The organism is Candidatus Binatia bacterium (assembly GCA_036493895.1).
GTDB lineage: Bacteria > Desulfobacterota > Binatia > UBA1149 > CAITLU01 > DATNBU01.
The window spans coordinates 13547-31246 of sequence record DASXOZ010000038.1; the positions used below are offsets into that span (position 1 = coordinate 13547).

12 protein-coding genes are annotated in these 17700 nt (G+C 67.1%); 11 read left to right on the forward strand and 1 reads right to left on the reverse strand.

Annotated features, from left to right (window positions below):
- The first annotated feature begins 150 nt into the window (after positions 1-150).
- From VGK20_09735 to VGK20_09765, 7 genes are all read left to right on the forward strand, one after another.
- On the forward strand, positions 151-1683 hold the full coding sequence (locus tag VGK20_09735; GenBank protein ID HEY2774314.1) for a hypothetical protein: 1533 nt from the start codon (positions 151-153) through the stop codon (positions 1681-1683).
- An 87-nt stretch (positions 1684-1770) separates the two neighbouring features.
- Positions 1771-2781 carry an LLM class flavin-dependent oxidoreductase gene (locus VGK20_09740; GenBank protein HEY2774315.1) on the forward strand — a complete coding sequence of 337 codons (1011 nt, stop codon included), beginning with the start codon at positions 1771-1773 and terminating at the stop codon, positions 2779-2781.
- Between the two features lie 208 nt (positions 2782-2989).
- Positions 2990-4969 (forward strand): multiheme c-type cytochrome, encoded by a 1980-nt coding sequence (locus VGK20_09745; GenBank protein ID HEY2774316.1) that lies wholly within the window; start codon positions 2990-2992, stop codon positions 4967-4969.
- Between the two features lie 227 nt (positions 4970-5196).
- Positions 5197-7176 (forward strand): hypothetical protein, encoded by a 1980-nt coding sequence (locus VGK20_09750; protein HEY2774317.1) that lies wholly within the window; start codon positions 5197-5199, stop codon positions 7174-7176.
- Positions 7177-7407: 231 nt separating this feature from the next.
- A complete protein-coding gene (locus tag VGK20_09755) occupies positions 7408-8955 on the forward strand; it encodes an APC family permease (GenBank protein ID HEY2774318.1) in 1548 nt (515 codons plus the stop codon).
- A 76-nt stretch (positions 8956-9031) separates the two neighbouring features.
- Positions 9032-9808 (forward strand): protein phosphatase 2C domain-containing protein, encoded by a 777-nt coding sequence (locus VGK20_09760; protein ID HEY2774319.1) that lies wholly within the window; start codon positions 9032-9034, stop codon positions 9806-9808.
- A gap of 22 nt (positions 9809-9830) precedes the next feature.
- Complete coding sequence (locus VGK20_09765) at positions 9831-10739, forward strand: serine/threonine-protein kinase (protein HEY2774320.1); 909 nt, start codon at positions 9831-9833, stop codon at positions 10737-10739.
- A gap of 3 nt (positions 10740-10742) precedes the next feature.
- Here VGK20_09765 and VGK20_09770 read toward each other — a convergent pair whose 3' ends face one another.
- Positions 10743-12197: an FAD-dependent oxidoreductase gene (locus VGK20_09770; GenBank protein HEY2774321.1), complete on the reverse strand. Its 1455-nt coding sequence runs from the start codon at positions 12195-12197 to the stop codon at positions 10743-10745.
- Positions 12198-12443: 246 nt separating this feature from the next.
- On the opposite strand from VGK20_09770, the gene VGK20_09775 reads away from it, so the two are divergent.
- The 4 genes from VGK20_09775 to VGK20_09790 all read left to right on the forward strand — a co-directional run bounded on the left by VGK20_09775 (position 12444) and on the right by VGK20_09790 (position 17560).
- Positions 12444-13238 carry a glucose 1-dehydrogenase gene (locus tag VGK20_09775; GenBank protein ID HEY2774322.1) on the forward strand — a complete coding sequence of 265 codons (795 nt, stop codon included), beginning with the start codon at positions 12444-12446 and terminating at the stop codon, positions 13236-13238.
- Between the two features lie 240 nt (positions 13239-13478).
- Positions 13479-15860 carry a hypothetical protein gene (locus tag VGK20_09780; GenBank protein ID HEY2774323.1) on the forward strand — a complete coding sequence of 794 codons (2382 nt, stop codon included), beginning with the start codon at positions 13479-13481 and terminating at the stop codon, positions 15858-15860.
- 46 nt (positions 15861-15906) lie between these two features.
- Positions 15907-16449 carry a hypothetical protein gene (locus VGK20_09785; GenBank protein HEY2774324.1) on the forward strand — a complete coding sequence of 181 codons (543 nt, stop codon included), beginning with the start codon at positions 15907-15909 and terminating at the stop codon, positions 16447-16449.
- A gap of 43 nt (positions 16450-16492) precedes the next feature.
- Positions 16493-17560 carry a hypothetical protein gene (locus tag VGK20_09790; protein ID HEY2774325.1) on the forward strand — a complete coding sequence of 356 codons (1068 nt, stop codon included), beginning with the start codon at positions 16493-16495 and terminating at the stop codon, positions 17558-17560.
- Positions 17561-17700: the final 140 nt, after the last annotated feature.

Here is a 17700-nt window from a genome sequence, read left to right on the forward strand (position 1 = left end):
CCATAGAAACGGTGTCGTTCGTCCCCGCCGGGACGAACGGCTGCGGACCTATTCACTACTTCGCGGGCAGGCTGGAGGGGCGCCCGCAACGTCGGGCGCATCGCGCGCGTTCTGCCGCGCAAAGAGCGCCCGAGCATGGAGCGCCCTGTCATGGCCAGCCTGCGTCGCGCCACGTCGTACGTTTTCGTCGCCGTCCTTTTCGTCGTCTTCGCTTCCGCCCCGGCTGAGGCCGGTCGAGTGCTTCGCGTGTGCAACGGCAGCACGTCGCCGTGCCCGCCCGGAACACGCTTCGCGAGCATCACCGACGCCGTCACGCACATCCAGAGCCGCCGCGTCCACGCCGACCGTGCGTGGTGGATCCTCGTGTGGCCCGGCGTCTACCACGAAAAGGCGACCGACAGAGCGGGCGTCTACATCACGACACCGAACGTCCACATCCGCGGCCTGGATCGCAACCTCGTCGTCGTCGACGGCTCCGACGGCAGCGCCGACAATCCCTGCCCGTCCGATGCGGCCTCCCAGGACGTCGCCGACCGCAACGGCATCGAAGTGTTCAAGGTCGATGATTCCTCGATCGAGAATCTCACGGTTTGCAACTACCTGAGCTCGGGCGAGGGCGGCAACGAGATCTGGTGGAACGGCGGAGACGGAAGCGGAACGATCGGGATGAACAGCTATACCGGCAGCTACATCACGGCGACGTCCACATTCTACGCGACGGCCGACGATCCGCACGGCGAGTACGGGATTTTCGCGAGCAACGCGCAGGGCCCCGGGTTGATCAGCCACGCCTACGCCAGCAACATGGCCGACTCGTCGTTCTACGTGGGCGCCTGCCCGGACTGCAACGCGACTCTGTCGCACGTGCACGGCGAAAACAGCGCTCTCGGATATTCGGGCACCAATTCCGGCGGCCACCTGCACATCGAGGACTCGGAGTTCAACCAGAACAGGTCGGGCATCGTGCCCAATTCGCTCAACAACGACGACGCGCCTCCTCCGCAGAACGGCTCCTGCCCTGTCGGCGGCGGCTCGTGCACGATCATCGAGCGCAACTACGTGCACGACAACAACAACGCGAACGTGCCGGGATCGGGGATCGCGAGCGAAGCTCCGGTGGGCGCCGGCATCGAGATTTCCGGCGGCGAGTTCGACACGATCGTCGACAACCGCGTCGAGAACCAGGGCGGCTGGGGTATCGTCACGCACGATTTCCCCGACACCGAGACGCCGCCGCCGGTTTCGAGTTGCCAGGGCGGAGTGGGCGAGGGAATGACGTGCCTGTTCGTCGCGATGGGAAACGTCGTCGCGAACAACCAGTTCGCGAACAACGGCAGCTTCGGCAACCAGACCAACGGCGACCTCGGCAACGAGTCGTCGTCGAACCCGCGCAACTGCTTCTACGACAACACCGACCCTGCGGGACTGACGAGCGAGCCGCCGCTGATCCAGAGCGTCGACGGGCAGCCCTGCGACCAGGCCGGCACCGGCTCGGGAACTCTCGCCGCCGAGCTTGCCTGCGACGCCGGGATCACTCCGTGTCCGCCGGGCTCGACCTATCCCACGCAGACGAGCGTGCAGCTCGCGCCGCTTGTGCGCCAGGACCCCATGCCGGATCCGTGCGCCGGCGTGCCTCACAACGGATGGTGCCCGGCAGCCGGATATACCGGACCCAGGTCCTGAGCCTGTATCGGCAGCTTCGGGCCGTTTCTGGAAACGGGCGCGCGCCTTCGCCATAGAACGCCACCCGCAAACGGCTCGGAGCTTTCGATGAAACTCGGCGTCCTTCTCTTTCCTACTCCCGGCGGCTCGTCCCAGCTCGCGCAGATGGTCGAGGGCCTCGGCTTCGACAGCCTCGTCTTTGCCGACACCCAGAACCTGACCCCGGAAGTCTGGGGCCAGCTGATGCTCGCCGCGCGCGATACCAGCCGCATCGAGCTCGGCACCGGTGTCACCAATCCCGGCACTCGCGACGTCGCGGTCACCGCATCGGCAGCGCTGGCTCTCCAGCTCGAGAGCAAGGGCCGTGCGCTCTGCGCGATCGGACGCGGAGACTCTTCGCTGGCCAAGATCGGCCGCTCTCCCGTCGCCGTGGCGGAGTTCGAGACCTGCCTGCGGCGGCTGCAGGGCTACCTGCGCGGCGAAGAAGTCGATCGAGACGGCACGCCGAGCCGCCTCGAGTGGTTCGCCGACGCGAATGTTCCCAAAGTGCCGGTCGAAGTCGCGGCCACCGGCAAGAAGGTGATCGAGCTGGCCGCGCGGCTGGCCGATCGCATCGTCTTCGCGATGGGTGCCGACGAGGAGCGTCTCGCGCGCGCGATTGACATTGCACGAAAGGCGGCTTCGGCTTGCGGCCGCGATCCCGATTCGATCAAGCTCGGTGCCTGGATCAATTCGGTCATTCACGAAGACGCCGGCGCGGCGCGCGCCGCGGTGCGCGGCGGCCTGTCGGTGTTCGCGCATTTCTCCGGGTTCGCGGGCATGAAACCCGAAGCGATGGATCCGGCGCTGCGCGAGGCGGCGCTGCACCTGCGCGAGAACTACGACCACGTCGGCCACGGGCGTTCCGACGCCGAGCATGCCCGCGGCCTCGACGACGAATTCATCGACCGCTTCGGGATCGTCGGGCCGGTGGAGACGGTGGTGCCGCGCTTCGAGCGGCTGGCTGCCCTCGGCCTGGATTTCTGCCGCGTCATCCCCGGATCCCGCGATGCGCCGGCAGAAATCCTCGGGCCGTCGATGATGACGCTGGCAACGACGGTTCGCGCCGCCATCGCTTGAGTCCAGGCGGCGGCGTCGCCGCCGCGAATCCGACGGGCGGCGGCGTCGCCGTCGCGAATCCGACGGGCGGCGGCGGCGTCCTCGCGAGCCCAGGAGTCAACCCCGGGCGCAGGTTGTGCATCTTGCGCATCTTGCGCGCTTCGGAGCGCGGCCGCCGCTCGCTATGCTGCGCGACATGGCGGCGGTGGGTCGGGGAGGGGCGGCGTCGTTGCGGTTGCGCCCGCATGCCTGCATCGCGGGCGTCATCGCCTCGCTTCTCGTTCTGTCCACGGATCCCGGTCCCGCGGCCGAAGGCGCCACCCGCACTGCGGCAACCGCGGCCGCACCCACGCCGGCCGCGCCCGCCGCACCGGACCAGTCGCGCCTTCCGGCCTTCGAAGGACGCACGCTGGACGGCAAGCGCCTGTCGACGTCGTCGTTCGGCGGCAAGCGGCTGATCCTGCTGTGTTTCAATCCGGGGGTCGCGCAGGCCGGCATCTACGCCGAAGCTCTTGCGAAACTGGCGCCGGAGCAGCGATCGAACAACTTCGAGATCGCCGGCGTCGCCATGGGCCTGGATCCCGCGAAAGCGCGCGAGTTCGCGACGAAGTTCAAGCTCGACTTCCCGATCTTCGACGACTCCGACGGCAACATCGGCCTGCGATTGTCGCTGCAGTCGCCGCTGATGCTCGTCGGCAGCGACGCCGACGGACGGGTCGGACTCGCAATGGCCAGCTTCGAGCACGACGACGGCGGCGCGACCGTCTCTGCCGTCGAGGCCCGAATCCGCGAGTACCTGCGGATGCCAAAGAGCGGTGCCGCGGCCGGCGGTGCCCTGGATTCGCGCCCGCTGGCTCCGACGTTCGAAGCCGACCATGTCGGTGGCGGCGGTTCCCACTTCCGGCTCGCCGACCTGTCCGGCAAGCCCGTGGTCCTCGCGTTCTTCCTGTCGACGTGTCCGCACTGCCAGCAGGCGCTGACGTTTTTCAAGGCCGAGCTGGCGCGAATTCCCGAAAAGAGCCGTCCCGTCTTCGTCGGAATCGCGATCGACACCCGTGCCTGGGAAGTGAAGTCGACGCTGGAGGAGAAGAAGCTCGATTTCTTCTCGCCGCTGTCGGACCCGGACGGCCGCATCGCTGCAAGCTACTCGTCGTTCGCCGGTGTTCCCGACGTCCTGCTGATCGACGGCACCGGGCACATCGTCTACCGCGAAAAGGGCTGGAACGAGAAGCACGCCCCCGACCTTCTGCGGATGCGCCTGGCCTCGCTTGCCGGGCTCGAAGTTCCGATGCTGCTCGATCACGACGGGTACAGCGGCAACGACGTCTGCGCGGTCTGTCACGTCAAGGAAGCGTCCGCCTGGCACTTCACCGACCATTCGGCTGCGTTCGACGACCTCGTCACGCGCGGCGCCGACCATGATCCGAAGTGCGTCGGTTGCCACGTCGTCGGCTTCGGGGAGCGCGGCGGTTATTCCGAACAGGCGCCGGAGAAGTTCTTCGAGGGGGTCGGCTGCGAGGACTGCCACGGCCGCGGCGGCGGACATCTCGCGACGAAGGCGAAGGGTGCTGCAGCGGCGCACGGCACCGTCGACGGGCACATCTGTGAAAAATGTCACGACCCCGAGCACTCGCTGGGCTTCGACTACGCGAAGTTCCTGCCGAAAGTCTCCCACGCCGCGATCGCGGCTCTCAGCGACCCCGAACGCGCCAAGCTCGTTTCCGGCAGGGGCCAGCCTCGCGACCTGCTGCCGGCAAGCTCGGCGATCGTCGGCTCGATGGCGTGCCGGTCGTGTCACGAGCGCGAATACTCGACCTGGTCGCACAGCGCCCACGCGCGCTCGACCGAGAGTCTTGTAAGCGACCGCAAGGGCAGCGATCCGAAGTGCGTGCATTGTCACGTCACCGGCTACGCAAGGGCCGGTGGCTTCCCCGACGGCGGCAAACTCAATGCCGGCGATGACCTGGCACGGGTGGGATGCGAGTCCTGCCACGGCGGCGGCGCCGATCACGTCCGCAGCGGCGGCAAGCAGGCGGCATCGATCGTGCGCCTCGGCGACAAGTGCGACACCTGCGTGATCCTGCAGATCTGCGGAACCTGCCACGACGACGCCAACGATCCGGACTTCCGCTTCAACGTCGTGCACAAGATCGATGCCCAGCGCCACGGGACCGCGCAGCAGGCCGCGGCAGCGCAGCCGGCGCACTGAACGACGACATGCGCCGAGGCGCTCCGTGCCGTCCGCCCGCGCCCCCAGTGGCGGGTGTGTCGAATTCCACGCGGTCACCGGACGCGGGATGTGGTAAGCGGCGGAATCTTCAGTATCCGCGCCTCGTCCGCCGGGACGATTGCGCCGCCGGGTCACCACCGCTTGACGCTGTGCCGAAGGAACGATGAGGTAGCCGACGAGGGGAGGGGAGCCACAGGAGGCTCTCCATGCCGCTGCTGTTCTCGAGCGTTCCCCCGCGCGTTCCTTCGCGCATTCCCCGGCGCAACTTGGCGCGCGTCCACTTCATCCTTTGCTGTTTGCTCCTTTGCGCTGCGCAGACTGCTGCTGCCCAGTCCTCGAGCCTGTTGTCGAGCGACCACGGTGGTCACTACTGGTTCCGCTACTGCGAGGGCCAGGCTGACGACACACCGCTGCCTCCTGATCCGCGCTCGATGGTGACGCCCACCTTCGACAAGGCGGTCGTGTTCAACGTCTCGTGGTTCAACTGCCTCGCGACCCAGCCGGCCAACTGCGGAGAGCTTCGAGCGCTGCGCGACCAGGGCGCCAATCTCGTGCAGGGCAACGGAATGGCGGGAGCGGGGTTCGAATTCAGCGGCGACAGTGCGAGCAGCACCTGGTCGATCCCGTCGGACCAGTTCAACATGCTGTGGCTGCGCTGGGGACTTCTTTCTCGCCCCGGCAATTTCGACGAGCTGGTGGCCGAGCGCTACGGCACTCCGCTAAGCGCGCACCGCAACCCGTATCCGCTGCCCGGCGAGGATCCGAACCTTACCGACGGAGGATCCGGCCAGCTTCCGATGGCGCTGACGCAGACGCGCAACGCCGACGGAACCTGGAGCGGCAACATCGGCATCACCTGCTCGATCTGTCACAGCGGCCAGGTCGGCTCGGCCGCCGACGGGCCCGGACTCGGCGCGCTCAACGGCAACAATGGGCTGGCCGACGTCAACCTGCTGCTGACCGAGTTCGGCAACGGCAACAACGGCTTCAACCTGATGAGCCTCAACCGCGTGCGCGGCAGCGGCAACATCACCAACTTCCAGCTGTTCGGATTGCTTACCGCCTTCGATTTCCAGACCACGGAACCGGCGCTCATCGCCAATCCCGGCGTGTGGACGTCGGCCAACACCGGAAGCGAGGATCCGCCCAACTGGTGGAACCTCGGTCATCGTGCCGCGAAGTTCTTCGACGCGGGGATGAGCACCGATTCCACGCGCATCGAGCTGTCCTGGTACATGCCGGGGGCGGCCACGCCGCAGTACCAGCAGGGCTACGACTGGATCGGCGCCCACGACTACATGGCGAACACGTGGATGCTCAGCCTGACGTCGCCGGCCTACCCGCTTCCGATCGATACGAAGCTCGCCAGGCGCGGCGCCAAGCTCTTCCACACGCTCGACCTGTGGGCGCCGTCTCGAGCCAACCCCGTGCCGCGGCCCGAAGGCGGCAACGGCTCGTGCGCAAGCTGCCACGGCGCCTATGCGGCGCGCTACACGCGCAACCCGCGCTTCCTGGCTTCCCCGGTGCTCGCGGGCATGGCGGCCAACGTGACGCCGATCGACATCATCAACACCGATCCGGCCAGGATGGAGGGCAACAGCACCGCCGTCGCCGGGGCCGCGCAGTCGAGCTGGTTCACGTACTACGGCCAGGACGGCTGTGCAGAGAAATACAACCTGATCGGTTACCTTGCCCAGCCGCTCTACGGCGTGTGGGCCTCGGCGCCCTACTTTCACAACGGATCGGTTCCGACGATCTGGGGAGTGCTCGATTCGAAGCGCCGGCCGCTGTTCTGGCGACGCACGTCCAAGCCTGCGCAGGCCGGAGTGGTCATGGGTTACGACACCGATCTGGCGCGTGCCTTCGATCCGGTCGAAGTCGGATGGAGATACGACGAGCTCCAGTGCGGCTCACCGGGCCTGACGCCGTACGTCGACTGTGATCCCCAGGATCCGTTCGCGACTCCGATGGTCGATTCGTGGCTCGACGTCCTGTTCACCAACGGATCGCTGTCGTGGAACATGCTCGGTGCGCTCCAGGCGCCGACGCTGACGAACCAGCAGATCGAGGACAGGAAGATCTACAACACGCGCATGTACAGCCAGTCCAATACCGGGCACGAATTTACCGACGTGCTGACCGACGCCGAGCGCGCGGCGCTGATCGAGTATCTGAAGACGCTTTGAGCGGCGGCCCGCCGGGATCGACCCTGTGCGTAAGCGGCAGGAGCCGACCCGGCCGGGCAGCGGGCAATTCGGAAGCATGACGCGACGCCTGCCTGCTTTGCGGGCAGGCGCCTGCATGATCAGCAGGCAACCGGCAGGTTCTGCCTCAAATCTGCGCGCATCTTGCTGCTTTTTCGTGATGTCCACCGTGGCATGTCCCTTGCTCAAGACCTCGCCGGAGGTACTACCCCAATGGCAGAAGGGACCAACACTAGCGGCGTAAAGGCGACGCTCGGGCTTACCGGCGTCACGATGAATGCAATGGCGCTGATCGCGCCCGGCGCGTTCCTGTGGACGACGTTTCAGCTGCAGGCGGCGGCAACGGCTCCGGACGGAAGTTCGGTGGCGTCCGACATGTGGGCGGGCATCGTTTTCGCGCTGATCCTCGCTTTCCTCACGGCATACTCGTACGGCGAGCTGGCGCGCCTGTACCCGGAGGCCGGGTTCGGCAGCGCGTACTACTTCGCGGAAAAAGCCTTCCTCGACCGCGAGAACAAGAGCCACCACCGTTTCGCGCGCCTGGCCAAGCTGGTCACCGGATGGGCGGCGCACCTGTTCTACTGGGTGTACCCCGGCTGCATGGTCGCCTTCACGTCCACGCTGGTCGGCTACCTGTATACGCAGTTCACCGGCGACACGCTGTCGACGGCCGAGCTGATCGGCCTGTCGGCCGCTTTCGCGATCGGCATCGGCTACATCGCGGTACGCGGCGTCAACGGCTCGACGATGACGTCGATCGTCATCAACGTCGTGCAGCTCACGTCGCTGGCGGTCTTCAGCTGCCTGGCGATCTACTACCGCCTGCACAACCCGGATCACGCGGCGCAGTGGTCGTTCAGCGGCGCCTGGGACGTGGTGCGGCCGCACAGCGTGGAGGGCGTGCTGATCCAGTCGACGGTCGCCATCCTGATCCTGGTCGGCTTCGAGAGCTGCACCGCGTTTGCCGCGGAGACGATCGACCCGCGCAAGAACATCCCGCGGGCCGTCATCCTCTCGCTGATTGCCCAGGGCCTGATTGCGTATCTGTTCGAGTACTTCGCGGCCGGCTTCATGGTCGCCGAGACGCTGACCGGCAAGGACGCCACCGGCGCCGCCGTCACCGGCCTGGGTGCCGCGGCAGCCTCCAGCGCTCCGATCGGCGACATGGCGGTCATCCTCGGCAACTCCGTGCTCGGCGGCGTGGGCTTCGGCCTGATGATCACGATCGCGCTGACGGTGTTGCTGGCGCTGATCGGTACGACGCTGTCGTGCCTCAATACGGCAGTGCGCGTCAGCTACGCGATGGCCCAGGACAAGGAGATGCCCGAGCTGCTCGGCGCGATGCACACGAACTACGCGACGCCACACCGCGCGGTATGGGTGCTGGTGGCGTTCTCGATCGTGATCGCGTCGATCGGCGTGCAGTCGGTCGTCGGCCTGACGGGTATCGCGCTGGCGTCCAACTTCGGCACGTTCGTCCTGTATGCCCTCACCTGCATCTGGACGATCATCGCGTTCGCCGAGCGCCACGACCGCCACATCCTCAAGCACTACGTGGTTCCGGTGCTCGGGCTGCTGGCCAACCTGGCCATGCTCGGTGCGATCATCTACCTGTACATCATCGGCAACTCCGATGCGCAGCACGAGGCGTACATCTGCTTCGGGATTGCGGGAGGCTGGGCTCTGCTGAGCATCCTCTACGTGGTGATCGCCAACGCTCGCGAGGGGCGCTCGATGATGCAGCACCCCGCGCGGTCGTAAACGCGGGATCGGTTCCTTCGACCACACCCGGGCAGCCTGCCGTCAAGGCAGGCTGCCCGGGTGTTCGTGTCTTCGCATGACCGAAATCGACTTTTTTCAGGCAACCGACACCGGGCCGGTTCGCAACGGCAACGAGGACTCGATCGGCGCGTGGCCGCACGAGGACGGCCTCGCCTTCGCGGTCGCCGACGGGCTCGGCGGTCACGCCGCCGGCGAAGTCGCCAGCGCGCTGGCTCTCGAGGTGCTCGGCCGCGAGCTCGACCGCGCCCCCGGCTCCTGGGACGTCGGCAAGCGCCTGCGCCGCTCGGTGCAGGAAGCCAACCTCGCGATCCACGGCAAGGCGATCGCCATTCCCGAGCTGTCGGGGATGGCCACGACCGTTACGGCCAGCGTGGTCTGCGGCGACAACCTCGTCGCCGCGCATGTCGGGGACTGCCGCCTCTACCTCGTGCGTGGCGACGAAGTGATACAGCTCACAAAGGATCATACCTGGGTGGCCGAGCAGGTGCAGTATGGCCTGATGTCGGCCCAAGCGGCGCGCTCGCATCCCAACCGCAGCCGTCTTACGCGCTGCCTCGGAATGCAGCTCATCGTCGGCATCGACGTGCTGGTGATCCCGGTCCAGGCGGGCGACGTGCTCGTCCAGATGAGCGACGGCGTGCATGCGGTGCTCGAGGATGCGACGATCGCGTCGGTTGCGAAGACTTCGAAGCCCGAGGACGCATGCCGCATGCTGATCGCGCGTGCGATCGAGGCCGGAAGCGAAGACAACCTGAGCGCCCAGGTCGCGGTCGTAGCTGCCTGCACGCCGTCCTCGACGCCGCGGCGGCGATGGTGGCATTTCGGGCGCTGAGTGCTATACGGGCCGGCTCCCGATGTCCGATCTCGAACCGAATTCCCGCCTCGACCAGTTCGAGGTGACCGGGCTGCTCGCCAAGAGCGGCATGGCAACCGTCTATCGCGCCCGTGATCGTTCGAGCGGACAGGATGTCGTCCTCAAGGTGCCTCACCTCGAGTACGCGAGCGACATCGTTTTCCACGAGCGTTTCCGGCGTGAAGAGGAGATCGGGCTGAAGCTCGATCATCCCGGCGTCGTCCGCATCATCGCTCCCGAATCGAAGAGCCGGCTGTATCTGGCGATGGAATTCGTCGCCGGCGAATCGCTGCGCGACCGGCTCAAGCGCGAAGGACGGCTGTCGATCGAGGAGGCCGTTCGCATCGGCATCGCGATTGCCGACATCCTGGAATACCTCCACTGCGCGGGCATCGTCCATCGCGACCTCAAGCCCGAGAACACGATGCTGCTCGCCGACGGCAGCATAAAGCTGCTCGACTTCGGCATCGCGCTGGATTCCTCCAGGCGCGCGCTCGAATGGAAGGGGCTTTCGCAGTCGGTCGGGACGCCGGACTACATGGCTCCCGAGCAGACGCACGGCAATCCCGGCGATGCGCGAAGCGACCTCTACTCTCTCGGGGTCATTCTCTACGAGATGCTGGCCGGGCACGTTCCGGTAAGCCAGCCGCCGCCGCCGCTCGCTCTGGAGAGGCCCGAAGTGCCGCCGGCCCTCGGGCAGATCGTCATGCAGGCGCTTGCCGAGAGCCCGTCGCGCCGTCCCCAGCGCGCGCTCGAGCTTCGCGACTCGCTCGCGCATCCGCAGAGCGTCGTTTCCAACGCGGGCGTCAGGCGATCGGCGCGCCGGCCGCAACTGGCACTGACGGTCGGCGCCGTCGTCGTCTACGTGCTGCTGATGATCGTCCTGTCGCGCATCGGCGCGTCGCACTGAGCATTAAGCGTTGGCAGTCTTGCGGCCCGCGGCGCGGCCGAAGAACGTCGCGTCTCCGAGCGAGATACCGCTGCAGTAGCCGTACGCCGCTATCCCGGAAGTCGTGCGGCCCGCGGCATACAGGCCCGCAATTGCGTTGCCGTCCGGATCGAGAACCTCCCCGCTCGCGCGCGTGTGCAAGCCTCCGAGCGTGAACGTCGCCCACAATACCTTGTCGGGACGGCAGTCGACGGCTGCAAAGGGCGCAGAGACGAGAGGCTGCAGGAGGGACGGGACCTTGTGGAACAGCGGGTCTTCTCCCTGCGCGGCAAACCGATTGTACAGCTCGACCGTCGCCTGCAGCGATCCATCGGGGAAGCCGGCGCTTCGTTCGAGCTCCTCGATCGTCTCCTCGACGAATGTCGCTTCGAAGCCGAGAGCATTGCGTTCGTAGATCGCGGTGTCGACGATCAGCCAGACCTCGCCGTCATGACGGAACAGGGCTTCCTGCCCGACACGGCCGTAGTAGGTATCCTCGTTGATGAAGCGCTGGCCGCGGCGGTTGACGACGATGCCGCGCATCAGTCGCCGCGGCGGCGTCAGCGGCAGCGCTACTTCGGCCGCGTCCATGCGGATCGTCTCGGCGCCGGCCGCCATTGCCATGCGGATCGCGCGACCGTCGTCGCCGTCGACGCCGAGCTTGAAGCTGCAGGCCGCGATGCGGGGCTGATGCCTGGCCACCATCTGCTCGTTCTTGATGAAACCGCCGGCCGTGAGCACGATTCCGCGCCGCGCGCGCACCAGGCGCTCGCTTCCTTCGTGACGCACGGCGATCCCGACGACGCGTCCATCGTCGGCGACGACCAGCGCTTCGGCGTGTGCATCACAGACGATCCGGGCGCCGCTGCGCTCGGTGGCCGCGACGAGCTTCTGCATCAGGAAACCGCCGGCTGCCGCAGGATGGCGCGGCTTGTGGGCGCGCGGCGCAGGCCTTGCGACGCGATCGAAAGGCCAGCCGTCCTCGCCGCCGGAAAACACGAGGCAGTCGTCGGTCGGCGCTTCCAGTCCCGGCTCCGGATAGAAACTGCGCTTGAACGGAACGCCGTGGGCTTCGAGCCAGTGGAAGTGCGAGACGCTCTGTTCGCAGAACTCACCGATCTTCGCTTCGTCCGGCTCGGGGCCGAGGGCCGCGACGAGAAAGCGGAACATGTCTTCGGGGCTGTCCTCGTAGCCGCACGCCTGCTGCACAGGCGTGCCTCCGCCCATGTAGATGAGGCCACCGGACATCGCCGAGGTGCCGCCGCCGCCGCCGGCTCTCTCGAGCAGGAGCACTTCGGCGCCGGCCTCTGCCGCTTCGACGGCGGCGCAGGCGCCGGCCGAGCCGAATCCGACGACGACGACGTCCGCGCTGTCGTCCCACGCCGTCACCTCGCGCTCGCGCCGCGCCTTCGAAAGGCCTGCCGACTGCTTCCCCGTCATCTGCCCGTGTCCGTGCTGCGGCGAGGGTTCTAGGGTAGTCGCGCTCTTCTTGCGAGGCCGGCCTGGCCGGCTGCGCGTTGCCTCTCGAGCATGGTCACGGCAAGCTCGCGCCGCCCGTGAGGCGCCGAGCAAAGCAGGCCGGCGCAGGCGTCGCGTCCCGGAACAAACCCGCGGAAGAAATCCGCAGAAAGCCCCAACAAGCCATCCGCAGAACCCATCCGCAGATATGATGCGAAGGAGAACCCGATGATCCTCGATCGCTTCCAGCTCGGCGGCAAGGTCGCCATCGTCACCGGCGCCAGTGCCGGCATCGGCCGCGGCAGTGCCCTCGGCCTGGCCGAGGCCGGGGCGAGCGTGGTCATCGCCGCTCGCACCAAGCCCAAGCTGGACGACGCCGCCGACGAGATCTCGCGCACCGGCGCTCGCGTGCTCGCCGTCGCGACGGACGTCAACGACTCGGCGCAGCTCGAGCGTCTTGCCGGGCTTGCGGTTTCCGAATTCGGCCGCATCGACATCCTCGTCAACAACGCGGGCGGCACGGCACCGACTCCGGCGCTGTTCCTCGACCAGGACGATTTCGCCGCGGCGTTCCACTTCAACGTCGGCACCGCGCTGCAGCTGTCGAAGCTCTGTGCGCCGCACATGATCGCCGCCGGCGGCGGATCGATCGTCAACATCTCGAGCGCGATGTCCCACGTCGTCGAGCCGGGCTTCGTCGCCTACGGCTCGGCCAAAGCGGCTCTCTCGCACATGACGCGACTGCTCGCCTGCGAATGGGCGCCTCGCATTCGCGTCAACGCGATTGCCGTCGGCGCCACCGAAACCGAGGCGCTCGGCATGTTCCTCGACGCTGCGCCGAACGTGCGCGACGAGATGATCGCGATGACGCCGATGGGCCGCCTCGGAACACCCGAAGACATCGCGCTCGGCGTGCTTTTCCTCGCGTCTCCCGCCGGCAGCTGGATCACCGGCAAGGTCTTCGAGATCGACGGTGGTACCGTCACTTCGAACTGGCCGCTGAAGATGCCGAACGGGCTCTAGCACGCTGCCCTGGGCGAGGGAGGACAACGGGCGGATGGTGCGATGCGTCGGCGCGGCGAGGCGGTACAGGCATCCCACCGTTCGAAGCGCAGATCGCGGGTTTTCCCGGACCGCTTTCCGGCAGATTCCCCGTGGACTCGCGGGTGCCGGCAGAATAAAAGTACGGGGATGGACCGGGTGTCGCGGGGCCGCATGACGACGGCCCGACCGTGCCCATCTTGTCTATCTGGAGGAGGACCCATGAACCGATTTCGATGCAGCGGGATTCTCGCGGCGACAGCTCTTGCGTATGCGCTGCTGGTCGGCGCGACGGCGGCGAATGCCGCCGACAAGTGCCGGGCCGGTGACTCGGGCCCGTCCGACTCCACGTCGATCGCCGAGCTTCGCGCGGCCATTGCGCGCCTTTGCCCCTGCGCCTCCTTCGACGGCTCGGACGACACAAAGGACCACAAGGCGTTCGCCGCCTGCGCCCAGACGCAGATCGGCCTGGCAAGCGGCGGGACCCCGGTCATGGGGTTTACCATCCGCAGCCAGTGCAAGAGCGAGCTGAAGAAGCTCTACGCCAAGTCGAACTGCGGCTACGCCGTTGCTGATCCGCACGTGATGTGCTGTTCGGTCAAGACCTCGAGCGGGAAGACGTCCGGCGCCGCGGCCACGGTCGACAAGTGCGTGGACTCCGCGAACGGCTCGACGCTGCGGCACTCCTGCGATGCTTCGCCGTTTTCCGCCGACGCCTGCAGCTTCGACGCCAGCAACAGTTGCAAGACGACTCCGGTCGTCCAGGAGACCGTCGACCTGGCGAGCCCGGCCCACCCGGCCAACACTCCGGGCTCGCCCGCAGTGGTCGTCAGCAACCCGAAGCTGCTCGCGCAGTTCGGCGGAGGATCGTTCACGCTGAACAACACGCGCTACACGCGGCACCATCTCGCGGACGCCGTCGGACCGCCCGACGCGATCCTCGTGCTCGTTCCCGGCTTCGAGGGCGGCGCCGGAAACTTCCGCATCCTTGCGCAGAACCTCATCGAGCGCGCTGTCGGCGCCGGCTTCACGCTCGAAGTCTGGGCGTACGACCGTCGCACCAACAAGCTCGAGGATCTCGAAGGCGCCGATCTCGCCGAGGAGTTCTCGAGCCCGCTGGTCGCGCTCGACTGGTTCTTCGGCGGCGAGCTCGGCCTGACGCTGCACCCGGTTCTTGCGGCCGGCCCGAACCGCCGCGCGCAGTTCTACGACACGCAGGCCGACGTGCCGTTCATCGCGAACTGGACTCCGCTCGTATTCGCGCGCGACATCGACGTCATCGTCTCGGCTGCTTCGGCTGCGGCGACCAACCACAACGTTTTCCTCGGCGGCCACTCGATGGGAACGCTGTTCACGGCCCGCTACGCTTCGACCGACTTCAACCTGAGCGGCGTCGGACCTGCCGATCCGGGGTACGCAAAGGTTCGCGGCCTCGTGCTCCTCGAAGGCGGCGGCGGCAATACCTTGGGCGCTCCTCTTACCGCCGATTCGCTCGACCGCATCGTAGCGAAATACGACGGCGGCCTTTTCGGAGCCGTTCGCGACAACGCTCCTCGCTGCGTCGACGGGAGCACGGCGTGCACGGTCGCAACCGAAGCCACCGATTGCGCAGGGCAGGTTCCGCCCAAGTGCACCCCGCCGACGACGTCCTACTCGATCGTCCCCGGGCTTCTCAACGCGCGCGTGCTCAGCGCCGGAGAGGTCACCGCGATCCAGGCGGTCACCGACCCGAATCGCGGCGCGGGCATTCTCGCCGTCGACCAGGGCGCCGTCGGCAACAACGCCGTCGCGAAGGTCCCCGATCTTTCCGGACTGTCGATCCTCGGCAAGTCGAGTGCGTTCGCCGGGATCGGAGGATTCGTCGACGACGACGGCGTCGTCGCGTCTTTTGCGCCTTTCGTGGCGTGCTCGGTCGGCGGCCCGGGAGTCGCGATTCACGGTGTGAAGACGTGGATCGACATTACCGGGGTGCTGGATGCGTCGCTGACACCGAACAACGGTCCTGCGCCGACTTCCCTGCCGGCAAGCGACTGGGGACAGGAAAAGGAAGTCACCCGCATCGACCGCCTGATCGGGAACTTCTACGTCGGGCAGACCAATTTCACCGACACGTATTTCCCGGGCTCCGGGCTTTCGGTGACATCTGCCAGCGGTGTCTGCACGTCGGGCGTCTGCAGCGCCGGCAACGTCGGAGCCGCGTGCTCCGCGGATGCCAACTGCAACCAGTCGATCAGCATCGACTCGAGTGCGCTTTCGATCACCCGCGGGCGTCGCGACATCGAGAACCTGACCCAGGCTGCGAACATCAACGTGCCGGTGATTGCCTTCGGTGGAACCAACGGGCTGGCGCCGGCCCCCGGCGTGTACACGCCGTTCGCGCAGAGCATCGGCCCCTGCACGGCGCCGAGCTGCGACGGAACGGCGCGCGTCATCGACGCATCGTCACCGAATCCGGCCTTCCCGACGTTCGGCGACATCCACGGCGGTTTCGAAGTCTACATGGCCGAGGGCTTCGCCCACCTGGACATCGTGACGGCCGAGGACAACGCCGACAACCCGGTGCCGGAAAAGCTGGTCGCGTTCCTCAAGCGCAACCTGCAGTAGCGGAGAGGGCGGCCGCCGGCATCGCGCTTCGCCGGCAGTCGTCGTCGTGAAATCGGGAAAGGTGATGAAGCGAAGCCGCACCGTGCCTCACGCTGCGCGCGTATGCGCCGCTGCCGTCTCCATCGTCGCAGCGGCGTGTACCGCGCGGCAGCCTGCCGCAAGCGCGGTCGTGTCCTCGTGCGAGCAGGAGATGAAGGATCTCGATCTCCGCTCGCACGGCAGGAAAGCCGACCTTTCGCAGTGGGAAAATCCCGCCGGCATGCACGAGGTCGCCGGCAGCACGCGCGAAGAGAGAATCCTTCATTGGAGCGCGTTCCAGCGTGATTTCACCATCGATGCGTATCGGACGATCGGGGCCGACAGCGACGGCGAAGGGCGGCGCGTGATCGGATACTCGGGCGCCGTCCGCGGAGGGAATGCGGACGCGGTGATGCTGTTGCGCTGGCCGTCGGGTGCCTGGTCGGGCGAGATCCGGATCGGCCGCCAGGACTATGTCATCCGGGCCCGCTGTACGGACCGTGCGGCCTCCGCGACCGACCGACGCTCGGTGGTTTTTCTCGTGGATCGTCCCGACCATCCGCAGGCGTGAATCGCGTGTCGAGGTTTCCACCTGCTGGAGGAGGAGCGTCGCGATGACGATGCGTGTCGTCCTCGCATTCGATCTCGAGCCCGTCCCGCGCCTGCCGGTTCAGAGTGACGGGAGCCACTGGGACGGTTTTCGAGCGAGCGTCGTTCTGGTGCGGCGCCTGCGCGAGGGCTTGTCGCGCACCCAGTCCGTCGTGCCGTCGTTTACGTGGCTCGTGAGGATGGATCCGCAGATCGAGCGCGTCTACGGCCACTTCGGATGGATCGCCGAGCGATTCGCAGCCGACCTGGACGAACTGGAACGCGATGGCGACGAGATCGGGTTGCATACCCACCTTTATCGCTGGGACGACGGCAAGTCCGGCAATTCGCGCAACCCAGGCAATTCCGGCAATTCCGGCAAGTCCGGCAAGTCGGGATGGGTAACCGAATATCGTTCCGTCGAGTGGATGCAGCACTGTGTGGAAGGAGCCACACGTGCGTACCAGGCCACGCGCTCCAAGGCGCCGCGGTCTCATTCCTTCGGTGACCGCTACAGCTCCGAGCAGGGAATCGCGACGCTGGACGCGCTGGGCTTCGACGTGGACATGACGGTGGAACCCGGCTTCGTGTCGCTTCCGTCCATCTACTTCGGGGAAACGCTGCTCGGACCTCTTCCCGATACCTCGCGCGCGCCTCGCGGGCTGTGGCGGCCATCGCATGAGGACTATCTGCGGGACGATCCGGGCACAGGGCGGCGCCTTCGGCTTCTGCCCGTGACGAGCTACCGCTTCCCGCGCTGGATGGAGCCGGGACGCCGCGTCGAGCACCTGGTTCGTCGCCTGCGCGGGGAACATCCCGGGCAGGACGAGAAGCTGCAGGGGTACGCGAGGCTCAGCCCGAGCCAGCGCGGGTACGTGTTTCGCGACGGCGCGCGCCGCGCGGTCGCCGACGGCGGGCTTCGCATACTGCACGTGGTCCTGCGCGTGAACCAGCTGTTGAGCGCAGCCGCCAGCGAGCGCGTCGTCGCCAATCTGAAGTGGCTGGCGGGCGGCGGTCTCGGCGAAGCGGCGGAGTTCGTCTCCGCCTCGCGGCTGCTCGATGCGGTGGACGGCGCCGGTCGCGACGCCGGCTGACTAGCTGCGCAGTGGCGCGAGAGGCCTGACTGCTACGGCAGGCCGTACACCGAAAGACGCTTGCGCGCGCCGACGAAAACCTTGCCGTCGGCAATGGTCGGTACGGTGAATTTCACTGCTCCGCCAGGGCTCTGCTTGCT

Excerpts from the sequence above, each read along its gene's own strand:
- VGK20_09755 (HEY2774318.1), top strand. The coding sequence starts at position 7,408 with ATGGCAGAAGGGACCAACACTAGCGGCGTAAAGGCGACGCTCGGGCTT.
- VGK20_09750 (HEY2774317.1), top strand. The coding sequence starts at position 5,197 with ATGCCGCTGCTGTTCTCGAGCGTTCCCCCGCGCGTTCCTTCGCGCATT.
- VGK20_09780 (HEY2774323.1), top strand. The coding sequence starts at position 13,479 with ATGAACCGATTTCGATGCAGCGGGATTCTCGCGGCGACAGCTCTTGCG.
- VGK20_09790 (HEY2774325.1), top strand. The coding sequence starts at position 16,493 with ATGACGATGCGTGTCGTCCTCGCATTCGATCTCGAGCCCGTCCCGCGC.
- VGK20_09770 (HEY2774321.1), bottom strand. The coding sequence starts at position 12,197 with ATGACGGGGAAGCAGTCGGCAGGCCTTTCGAAGGCGCGGCGCGAGCGC.
- VGK20_09760 (HEY2774319.1), top strand. The coding sequence starts at position 9,032 with ATGACCGAAATCGACTTTTTTCAGGCAACCGACACCGGGCCGGTTCGC.
- VGK20_09740 (HEY2774315.1), top strand. The coding sequence starts at position 1,771 with ATGAAACTCGGCGTCCTTCTCTTTCCTACTCCCGGCGGCTCGTCCCAG.
- VGK20_09775 (HEY2774322.1), top strand. The coding sequence starts at position 12,444 with ATGATCCTCGATCGCTTCCAGCTCGGCGGCAAGGTCGCCATCGTCACC.
- VGK20_09735 (HEY2774314.1), top strand. The coding sequence starts at position 151 with ATGGCCAGCCTGCGTCGCGCCACGTCGTACGTTTTCGTCGCCGTCCTT.
- VGK20_09765 (HEY2774320.1), top strand. The coding sequence starts at position 9,831 with ATGTCCGATCTCGAACCGAATTCCCGCCTCGACCAGTTCGAGGTGACC.